Here is a 9,034-nt window from a genome sequence, read left to right as displayed (position 1 = left end):
GCCGCCGCTCCCGCGGCCGCCCAGGCCCAGGCTCCGGTCTCCGCCGCGCCCGAGCCGGTCGAGGTCGACACCACCCTGCGTGGCCGCACCGAGAAGATGTCGCGCCTGCGGCAGACCATGTCCAAGCGGCTGGTCGAGTCGCTGCAGACCGCGGCGCAGCTCACGACCGTCGTCGAGGTCGACGTCACCAAGATCGCTCGCCTGCGCGCGAAGGCGAAGGACGACTTCCTGCGCCGCGAGGGCGTCAAGCTGTCGTTCATGCCGTTCTTCGAGATGGCCGCGATCGAGGCGCTCAAGCAGCACCCGAAGCTCAACGCGACGATCAACAACGAGACCATGGAGGTCACGTACTTCGACGTCGAGCACCTGGGCATCGCGGTCGACACCGAGCGCGGCCTGATCGCGGCGGTCATCAAGAACGCCGGCGACCTGAACCTGGCCGGGCTCGCCCGCAAGACGGCCGACCTGGCCGAGCGCACCCGCGCCAACAAGGTGACGCCCGACGAGATCACCGGCGGCACGTTCACGCTGACCAACACCGGCAGCCGCGGCGCGCTGTTCGACACGCCGATCCTGAACCAGCCGCAGGTCGGCATGCTCGGCACGGGCGCGGTCGTGAAGCGTCCCGTGGTGGTCGACACGCCTGACGGCGAGGTCATCGCGGTCCGCTCGATGGTGTACCTGGCGCTGACGTACGACCACCGCCTGGTCGACGGCGCCGACGCCGCCCGCTTCCTCACGACGGTCAAGCGCCGCCTGGAGGAGGGGCGCTTCGAGGCCCAGCTCGGCCTCGCGTAAGCGGTCGTTCGCCACAGTCGTTCGCCACGGTCAGGCGGCGCGGGTCCTTCCCGCGCCGCCTGGCGCGTTCACGGCGGCTTTTCCGCCCGCGCGGCACGGCGATGCGGCCGGGCGAGGTGGCGGACCTGGTGGCGGACCTGGTGGCGGACGTGGTGGCGGACGCAGCGCCGCGTCCTTCGGGATGGCGGACCGGCGGCGTACTGTGAGGGCATGACGATCATCGTGACGGGGGCGTCAGGGCTGCTCGGGAGCGCTCTGGTTCGCGCGCTGGAGGGCGAGGGGGAGCGGGTCGTCAGGCTGGTGCGGCGCGCCCCTCAGGGCGCGCAGGAGGCGTTCTGGCAGCCCGCCGAGGGCATTCTCGATCCGTCGGTGCTCGACGGGGCCGACGGGGTGGTGCACCTCGCAGGGGCGCCCATCGCCGACCGGCGCTGGAGCGACGCCTACAAACGGGAGCTGGTGCGCAGCCGGGTCGAGAGCACGCGGACGCTGGTCCGGGCGATGCGCGAGGTCGCGCGGCGGCCCGAGGTGTTCGTGTCGGCGTCCGGGGTGGACTTCTACGGCGACACCGGCGACACCGTCGTCGACGAGCAGACGGGGAAGGGCACGGGATTCCTCTCCGACCTGTGCGAGCAGTGGGAGGGCGAGGCCCGCACGGTCGGGGAGCTCGGGGTCCGGGCTGCTCAGCTGCGCACCGGGCTGGCGCTGAGCAGCCGGGGCGGCGCTCTCGGGAGGATGCTGCCGATCTTCCGCCTCGGGCTCGGAGCCCCTCTCGGGACGGGACGGCAGTGGTGGTCCTGGATCACGGAGGACGACTGGGTCCGGGCCGTCCTTCATATCCTGAGAAATCGGGAAATATCGGGGCCGGTCAATCTGACCTCACCCTCGCCCGTCACGAACGTGGAATTCACCCGAACCCTCGGAAAAGCCATGCGTAAAGGGACCATGCCCATGCCCGTGCCACCTTTCGCGCTGAGCCTCGGGCTGGGCGAGTTCGCTCGGGAAGGATTGCTGTCAAGTCACCGCATTTCGCCAGCAAAGCTGCTGGACAGCGCGTACGGCTTCACGCATACCGGTCTCGACGAGGCGCTGCGGGCCGTACTCTAGTGTGCCGTTCGTCCTTCACCACGCGGGAGATACCGACATGACCAGGTCAGGCCAGTCGCACATCCTTGCCATCGGCGGCGGGTCGTTCCGTCCGTCCAAGCGCTTCGGCTTCATCGAGGCGGGCCCGCTGCTGCGTTACGGCCTCGACCTGACCGGCCAGGACCGTCCCAAGCTGGGCCTGCTCGCCACCGCCACCGGCGACAGCTCCGACTGGCTGCTGAAGATGTACGGCGCGTTCGCCGGCTGGGACGTCGAGCTCAGCCACCTGACCGTGTTCCCGATGCCCAACGTCGAGGACCCACGGGCGTGGATGCTGGAGCAGGACATGATCTATGTCAGCGGCGGCAGCGTGGCCAACCTCATGGCGCTGTGGCGGCTGCACGGGCTCGACGAGGCGTTCGAGGAGGCCTGGCGCGCCGGGGTGGTGCTGTCAGGGCAGAGCGCGGGCGCGCTGTGCTGGCACGTGGGCGGCAACACCGACTCCTTCGGCCCCGACCTGCGCGTCTGGGCCGACGGGCTGGCGTTCCTGCCGTACTCCTGCGGCGTCCACTACAACGCCGAGCCGCAGCGCAGGCCGCTGTTGCAGGCGTCGGTGGCCAGCGGCGAGCTGCCCGACGGCTACGCCGCCGACGAGGGCGTCGCGCTGCACTACGTCGGCACCGAGTTCATCCAGGCCGTGACCGCCGACCCGGGCGGGTACGCCTACAAGATCGAGCACGACGGCGCCGGAGGGGCCAAGGAGTTCAGGATCGAGCCTCGGCTGCTGACTTCCTGAATTACCCTGGATGGGTGAGGGAACGGCACAATTGGCACATGCGCCCCATCCACGGGGACGATCCCCACGCACTGGCCATCGTCCGCCTCGGTGTCGACGTCCCCTACGAGCAGGCCTGGGCACTCCAGCGCTGGGTGCACGGCAAGCGGGTCGCGGGTGAGCTGACCGACACGGTCCTGTTCCTGGAGCACGCGCCGGTCTACACGGCCGGCAAGCGCACGCTGCCCGGGGAGCGGCCAGCCGACGGCACGCCGGTGGTCGACGTCGACCGCGGCGGGCGCGTCACCTGGCACGGCCCCGGCCAGCTCGTCGCCTACCCGATCGTCGGCGTCACGGACGTGATCGACTACGTCTGCCGGCTCGAGGAGACGATGATCCAGGTCTGCGCCGACTTCGGCGTCACCGCCAGGCGGGCCAAGGGCCGCGGCGGCGTCTGGGCGGCCGGAGACGCCACGCTCGGCCTGCCCGACCGGCAGCTGGGCGCGGTCGGCATCCGGGTCTCCAACGGCGTCACCATGCACGGCTTCGCGCTCAACTGCGCGAACGATCCGCGGTGGTTCAACCGGATCGTCCCCTGCGGCATCCCGGGTGTGGGCGTCTCCTCGCTCTCGGCCGAGACCGGCAGGCGGATCGTGGCCGATGAGGTCATGCCGGTCGCCGAGAAGCGGCTGGCGGAGGCGCTGGGCATGCAGTCCTTCGAGATGCACGAGGAAGACCTGCTTCGCAGGTAACCGAATCGGCATCTGGTAAGCGGGTTTCCGCATTTACCATCAGATCGTGAAACGCCTCATCGCTCTGGTGCTGGCACTCCTCGTGCACGCGCTGACGCTGGCCTTCGTCGTCCTGGGCGTATGGACGATCGTGATCACCGCCGAGCTCGCGGGGTGGCTGATCGGCGGCCTGCTGATCGCGATCGGCTGGGCGCTGCGGCCACGCCTCGGACACCTGCCCGCCGACGCCGAGGTGCTCGACCGCTCCTCGGCCAAGGAGCTGTACGCGGTGGCCGAGCGGGTGGCCGACAAGGTCGGCGTCAAGCGTCCCAGGAAGGTGGCGATCAGGGACCTGGAGCCGTCCGCGCACTACTTCCGCGCGGGGCCGCTCAGGACCCCCGTCCTCGTCGTGGGCCTGCCGCTGTGGCTGGCGCTGACGCCGCGCCAGCGCGCCGGGCTGCTGGCCTGCGCGTACGCGGGGGCACCGACCGGCGAGCAGATCATCGTGAACGGCGCGCTGTTCACGCTGGGCGAGTGGCGGGAGAGCCTGTTCGGCGCCGAGCCGTCGAAGGTGCGGGACGAGGCGCAGACCAAGATCGCCATGTCCTCGGTCGGCGCCAACCACCCGGGCACCGCCTACGAGACCATGGGTCTCATCGGCCGGATCTTCGGCCGCGCGCTCGGCGCCCCCGTCCTGCTGCTGGAGTACGCACTGAGGCGGCTGGCCCGGTCCGGCGAGAGCCTCGGCGCGCAGCGGCGGCTGGCGCTCGCGCAGCGCGTGCTGTCGCCCGGCGAGCTGGCCGAGCTGGACGAACTGGTGGCGAGCAGGCGGTACCTGGCGCCGATGCAGGCGGCGGCGCTGCGCGGCGAAGGGGTCCCGTCGATCAGGGACGGCGCGCTGGCCGGCTGCCTGCTGACGGACAACGGCGTGCTGGTCAACCCGCCCGGCTCCGACCTGCTCGGCGCGGCCGAGTCCGCCCGCATCGACGACGAGTTGCTCGCGCACTACTCCAGGGCGATCCGCGGCTTCGGGCTCATCAGCTGACGCCCGACGGAGCCCCCTGACGGAGCCGGGTTCCCGCGAGACGTAAGCTGTTTTCGTGACCGTTGCTCCTGAAGGCCGAAAGCTCCTCCGCCTGGAGGTGCGCAACGCCGAAACCCCTATCGAGCGCAAGCCCCCGTGGATCAAGACCAAGCTGAAGACGGGCCCCGAGTACACCGAGCTGAAATCGCTGGTGCGCCGGGAGGGCCTGCACACGGTCTGCGAAGAGGCGGGCTGTCCCAATATCTACGAGTGCTGGGAAGACCGCGAGGCGACCTTCCTCATCGGCGGCGAGCAGTGCACCCGCCGCTGCGACTTCTGCCTGATCGACACCGGCAAGCCCAAGGACTACGACCGCGACGAGCCGCGCCGCGTGGCCGAGTCCGTCCAGCAGATGGGCCTGCGGTACGCCACGGTGACCGGCGTGGCCCGCGACGACCTGCCCGACGGCGGCGCCTGGCTGTACGCCGAGACCGCGCGGCAGATCCACGCGCTGCTGCCGGGCTGCGGGGTCGAGCTGCTCGTGCCCGACTTCAACGGCGAGCGCGACCAGCTGGAAGAGGTCTTCTCCAGCAAGCCCGAGGTGTTCGCGCACAACGTCGAGACGGTGCCGCGGATCTTCAAGCGGATCCGTCCCGCGTTCCGCTACGAGCGGTCGATGAACGTGATCACGATGGCTCGCGAGGCCGGGCTGGTCACCAAGTCGAACCTGATCCTCGGGATGGGCGAGACGCGCGAGGAGATCATCGAGGCGATGCGCGACCTGCACGCCGCCGGCACCGATCTGCTCACCATCACCCAGTACCTGCGCCCGACGCCGCGCCACCACCCGGTGGATCGGTGGGTCAAGCCGGAGGAGTTCGTCGAGCTCCAGGCCGAGGCGGAGGCGATCGGCTTCGCCGGCGTCCTGTCGGGGCCGCTCGTCCGCTCGTCGTACCGGGCGGGCAGGCTCTACAAGCAGGCCATCGAGGCCCGCCAGACAGCCTGAGGCCGCGGCTCCCGTCCCAGGCGGGCCCCTGTGAGGCTCCCGCTCTCCCGACGTCTGCGCGCCTCTCACAGAGACCGTCCCTCCTTCCGGGGGGACGGTCTTTTTGGGGTGAGGCCCCTCCCCCGGGCGGCGACACGGAAGGTCCTCTCGATGGGACGGTCCCTGGTGGCGGAGGTGGATCTCGGTGTCGGGCCAGGTCTCGTTTTCCTTACACGACTAGTTGGTTTGTATCCTTCTGCACATGGCGAAGTCCGAGGACCCAGAGAAGCCGGGGCGCATCAAGCAGCTCCGCATGATCGCGCAGATCATCAAGCAGTCCAACCCGAAGGGGTTGCCGATCGTCTTCCTCTCGGCGGTCGGCACGCTGGCGCTGGTGGTCGTGATCGGTCTGGTCACCGATTACCTGTGGTATTCGGTGTTCCTCGGCGTGCTCGCGGCCTTCACCGTCGGCCTCGTGGTGTTCGGGCAGCTGGCGCAGAAGGCGCAGTACTCGATCCTGCACGGCCAGACCGGCGCCGCCGCGGCGGTGCTGCAGGGCATGCGGGGCAACTGGCAGGTCACCCCTGCCATCGCGGTCAACCGCGACCAGGACCTGATCCACCTCCTGGTCGGCCACCCGGGTGTCGTGCTGGTGTCGGAGGGCCCGGGCAACCGGGTGGCGCGGATGCTGGCGGCCGAGAAGAAGCGGGTGGCCCGGGTGGTGCTGGGCATCGAGATCTACGACATCCAGTGCGGCGACGGTGAGGGCCAGATTCCGCTGGCCAAGCTGCAGCGTCACATCATGAAGCTGCCGCGCAACCTGAAGAAGCCCGCGGTGAACGAGGTGAAGGACCGCCTGGGGTCGCTGCCGAAGAACATGCCGATGCCCAAGGGCCCGATGCCCAAGGGCGCCCGCATCCCGCGCGGCCCTAAGATGCGCTAGATGCTGTCGCAGTCGTCACGGGCCAATCGCGGCTGGTGGGACGGCAACGCCGACGACTATCAGGTCGAGCACGGCGAGTTCCTCGGCGACGCGCGCTTCGTCTGGTGCCCCGAGGGCGTCGACGAGGCCGACGCGCGCCTGCTCGGCGAGGTGCGCGGGCGGGACGTTCTGGAGATCGGCTGCGGGGCGGCGCAGTGCGCGCGCTGGCTGGTGACTCAGGGGGCGCGGGTGGCCGCGTTCGACGTGTCGCACCGGCAGCTGCGCCACTCCCAGCGCCTCGACCTGGACACCGGCCTGCACGTCCCCGTCGTGCAGGCCGACGCCGAGGTCCTGCCGTTCGCCGACGCCCGTTTCGACCTGGCGTGCTCGGCGTTCGGCGCGCTGCCGTTCGTGGCCGACCCGCTCGCGGTGTTCCGCGAGGTGCGCAGGGTGCTCAGGCCGGGCGGCCGGTTCGTGTTCTCTGTCAGCCATCCGATCAGGTGGGCGTTCCCGGACGATCCGGGCCCGCGCGGGCTGACGTCCGACCGCTCCTACTTCGACCGCACCCCGTACACCGAGCAGGACGACGACGGCACGGTCAGCTACGTCGAGCATCACCGCACGATGGGCGACTGGGTCGGCCTGATCGTCGCCTCGGGGCTGACCGTCACGGGGCTGCTGGAGCCGGAGTGGCCGGAGGGGCACGAGCGGGTGTGGGGCGGCTGGAGCCCGCTGCGCGGCCGGCTCCTGCCGGGCACCGCTGTCTTCAGCTGCGCGCGTACCTAGCGGCCGTACCTAGCGGCCATGGTGTGGAAGACCTCCTTCGGCTCCCACCGGGTGTCGTCGATCATCCTGACGACGCCGTAGGAGCCGAGGTCCTGCTCGCCCTGCCGGTTGAAGGCGGCGAAGGTGAACCAGAAGGCGGCCTCGACGCCCTCCTGCTCGAAGACGTCCAGCAGTTCGGTGAAGTAGCGGACCTGCTCGCCCTCGTCGCGTACCGCGCCGTCGGGCACCACCCAGGCGCTGCCGCCCCGCTCCCCCGCCCCCTGGTAGGCGCAGGTGCCGAACTCGGTGACCGCCACCGGCTTGGCGTGCTTGAAGTGGGCGCGTACCTCCTCGGTGAAGGCGGCGGCGTTGTAGGCGGCGCGGTAGGCGTCGACGCCGACCACGTCGAAGGGGCTCCAGTCGATGAACTCCCACGGGCCTGACGCGTAGCTCAACCGGCCGCCGAACAGCGGCCTGACCGTCTCGGCGACCTCGGCGAGGAAGGCGTTGAAGCTCGGTACCAGCGTGCTCCCGATCGACTGCCACCACTCCATGTCGGCCTTCATCATCGTGTCGAGGCGCTGGCCGTAGCTGTCGCCCGGCATGAAGCCGTGGCCGAAGGCGCTGGTCTCGCAGCCGGTGACGAGCACGACCTCGCTTCCGCCGCGCCGCAGCGCCTCCGCGCGGCCGGCGCATTCGGCGTAGAGGGGGAGCATCTCGTCCGGCTTCAGGTCGACGGGGAACGGCGCGAACCAGACCTCGAGACCGGCCGCAGCGGCCTGCTCGGCCGCGACGCCCAGCCGCTCGGGGTCGCCGCCCGAGACGCGGACGGCGGTGCAGTGCAGCTCGCCCGCGATCACCCGCATGTCACGCCGGACGTCCTCGACGTCGAAGACCTTGCGGCTGCCGTCCGCTCCGGGCAGGAACCCTGTGTCATAGTTAATTCCCTTTTTCACAATCTTCCCCTCTTTTGCTGGAAAAGCCGTACTCCAGGAGGTCGAAGGCCACCTCGACCTCCTGCGCCAGGAGCCGCCCGGCCTCTTCGATGGGCATCCCGGACGTCAGCCGATGGAAGAACGTCTCCTGGAGCGTGGTGATGGAGGCGGTGATCTGGGCGGCCATGAGATGGGCCGTCACGTCGCCCGTGGCGTCGTCCGTGGCGTCGCCCGTGCTGCCCCCGAGTGCCGCAGCCAGCGCGTACCGCTGGCCGATGTGGGACTTGTGGACGCCGGCCATCAGCTCGGGGCTGGCGGTGATCACCCGCACCCGGACGAGCAGCGCGCCGACGTCGGCCTCCGCCGGGTCGTCGGCGGCCATCGCCCGATAATGGGCGCGGAAGGCGTCGAGCGGCGACTGGCCCGGCGGCCGTTCGGTCACGATCCGGGCGTAGTCCTCCTCGATGCCGCTGAGGACCAGGCACTCCTTGGTCGGGAAGTAGTTGAACAGCGTCACCTTCGCGACGCCGGCCGCCTCGGCGATCTCGTTGACCGTCACCGCCTCGTAGCCGCGCTCGTCGAACAGCCGCAGCGCCACCTCGCAGATGCGCTGCCGCGTCTGCTCCTTCTTCAGCTCCCTGAGCCCCGCCATCATGGGGAAAGCATAAAGCGTACCGGGTTCGTTTTTGAACCCGGTACGCTTTTTTTACTTCGTCAGAAACCCTTGCACTGCCCCGACGAAGGCCCGCCGACCGTGTTGGCGAGGCCGTTGTCGGCGGGTTCCGGAGCGTTGCCCGTGCAGGTCAGCGGCCCCTTGACGATGCTGGCGGCGACCACGGGGCCGGCGTTGCCGACCAGCGTGGCCGGCCCGCCGATCCGGGAGTTCTCGACCGACAGCTCCTCGCCGCCGGTCGCGGTGAGCGGGCCGCCGACCTCGGTGCCGACCAGGACGAGCCGGTCGGCCCGCGCCGCGGTGACCGGCCCGCGGACCGTCGCGTCCAGCGAGATCAGCGACG

Annotated in this window: 10 protein-coding genes and 1 pseudogene; 8 read left to right on the top strand and 3 right to left on the bottom strand. The window is 70.4% G+C overall.

Features of this window, described 5'->3' with window-relative positions:
* From ABZ297_RS45460 to ABZ297_RS45425, 8 genes are all read left to right on the top strand, one after another.
* Positions 1–798, top strand: a 798-nt coding sequence (locus ABZ297_RS45460; protein ID WP_355360387.1) for a 2-oxo acid dehydrogenase subunit E2, incomplete at its 5' end; no start/stop codon positions are given.
* A gap of 210 nt (positions 799–1,008) precedes the next feature.
* Complete coding sequence (locus ABZ297_RS45455) at positions 1,009–1,902, top strand: TIGR01777 family oxidoreductase (RefSeq protein ID WP_355360384.1); 894 nt, start codon at positions 1,009–1,011, stop codon at positions 1,900–1,902.
* A 37-nt stretch (positions 1,903–1,939) separates the two neighbouring features.
* Positions 1,940–2,677 carry a peptidase E gene (locus tag ABZ297_RS45450; protein ID WP_355360381.1) on the top strand — a complete coding sequence of 246 codons (738 nt, stop codon included), beginning with the start codon at positions 1,940–1,942 and terminating at the stop codon, positions 2,675–2,677.
* A 38-nt stretch (positions 2,678–2,715) separates the two neighbouring features.
* Positions 2,716–3,408 carry a lipoyl(octanoyl) transferase LipB gene (gene lipB, locus ABZ297_RS45445; protein ID WP_355360378.1) on the top strand — a complete coding sequence of 231 codons (693 nt, stop codon included), beginning with the start codon at positions 2,716–2,718 and terminating at the stop codon, positions 3,406–3,408.
* A 46-nt stretch (positions 3,409–3,454) separates the two neighbouring features.
* Positions 3,455–4,432 (top strand): M48 family metallopeptidase, encoded by a 978-nt coding sequence (locus ABZ297_RS45440; protein ID WP_355360375.1) that lies wholly within the window; start codon positions 3,455–3,457, stop codon positions 4,430–4,432.
* Between the two features lie 55 nt (positions 4,433–4,487).
* On the top strand, positions 4,488–5,417 hold the full coding sequence (gene lipA, locus ABZ297_RS45435; protein ID WP_355360372.1) for a lipoyl synthase: 930 nt from the start codon (positions 4,488–4,490) through the stop codon (positions 5,415–5,417).
* A 241-nt stretch (positions 5,418–5,658) separates the two neighbouring features.
* Positions 5,659–6,339 carry a DUF4191 domain-containing protein gene (locus ABZ297_RS45430; protein WP_350806374.1) on the top strand — a complete coding sequence of 227 codons (681 nt, stop codon included), beginning with the start codon at positions 5,659–5,661 and terminating at the stop codon, positions 6,337–6,339.
* A complete protein-coding gene (locus tag ABZ297_RS45425) occupies positions 6,340–7,104 on the top strand; it encodes a class I SAM-dependent methyltransferase (protein ID WP_355360369.1) in 765 nt (254 codons plus the stop codon).
* On the opposite strand, the gene ABZ297_RS45420 is transcribed toward ABZ297_RS45425, so the two are convergent.
* The 3 genes and pseudogenes from ABZ297_RS45420 to ABZ297_RS45410 form a co-directional block, all read right to left on the bottom strand.
* The gene (locus ABZ297_RS45420) at positions 7,101–8,039 is read right to left on the bottom strand and encodes a hypothetical protein (RefSeq protein ID WP_355360366.1); all 939 of its coding nucleotides are present in this window, start codon (positions 8,037–8,039) and stop codon (positions 7,101–7,103) included. The two genes, ABZ297_RS45425 and ABZ297_RS45420, sit on opposite strands and share 4 nt — an antisense overlap.
* Positions 8,023–8,673, bottom strand: coding sequence for a helix-turn-helix domain-containing protein (locus tag ABZ297_RS45415; protein ID WP_355360364.1), 651 nt, complete (start codon positions 8,671–8,673; stop codon positions 8,023–8,025). The genes ABZ297_RS45420 and ABZ297_RS45415 overlap by 17 nt, the downstream gene beginning before the upstream one ends.
* 59 nt (positions 8,674–8,732) lie before the next feature.
* Positions 8,733–9,034: pseudogene (locus tag ABZ297_RS45410) on the bottom strand (hypothetical protein); the annotation flags it as partial.

This window comes from Nonomuraea sp. NPDC005983 (assembly GCF_040614375.1).
In the GTDB taxonomy this organism is placed as follows: Bacteria; Actinomycetota; Actinomycetes; order Streptosporangiales; family Streptosporangiaceae; genus Nonomuraea.
Note: the sequence above shows the minus strand (reverse complement) of the source record. Positions and strands in the feature narration are given on the sequence as shown.

What these genes read in the sequence shown, in the direction of transcription:
- ABZ297_RS45415 (WP_355360364.1), bottom strand. Translation starts at nt 8,673, where the DNA reads ATGATGGCGGGGCTCAGGGAGCTGAAGAAGGAGCAGACGCGGCAGCGC.
- ABZ297_RS45450 (WP_355360381.1), top strand. Translation starts at nt 1,940, where the DNA reads ATGACCAGGTCAGGCCAGTCGCACATCCTTGCCATCGGCGGCGGGTCG.
- ABZ297_RS45430 (WP_350806374.1), top strand. Translation starts at nt 5,659, where the DNA reads ATGGCGAAGTCCGAGGACCCAGAGAAGCCGGGGCGCATCAAGCAGCTC.
- ABZ297_RS45425 (WP_355360369.1), top strand. Translation starts at nt 6,340, where the DNA reads ATGCTGTCGCAGTCGTCACGGGCCAATCGCGGCTGGTGGGACGGCAAC.
- lipB (WP_355360378.1), top strand. Translation starts at nt 2,716, where the DNA reads ATGCGCCCCATCCACGGGGACGATCCCCACGCACTGGCCATCGTCCGC.
- ABZ297_RS45455 (WP_355360384.1), top strand. Translation starts at nt 1,009, where the DNA reads ATGACGATCATCGTGACGGGGGCGTCAGGGCTGCTCGGGAGCGCTCTG.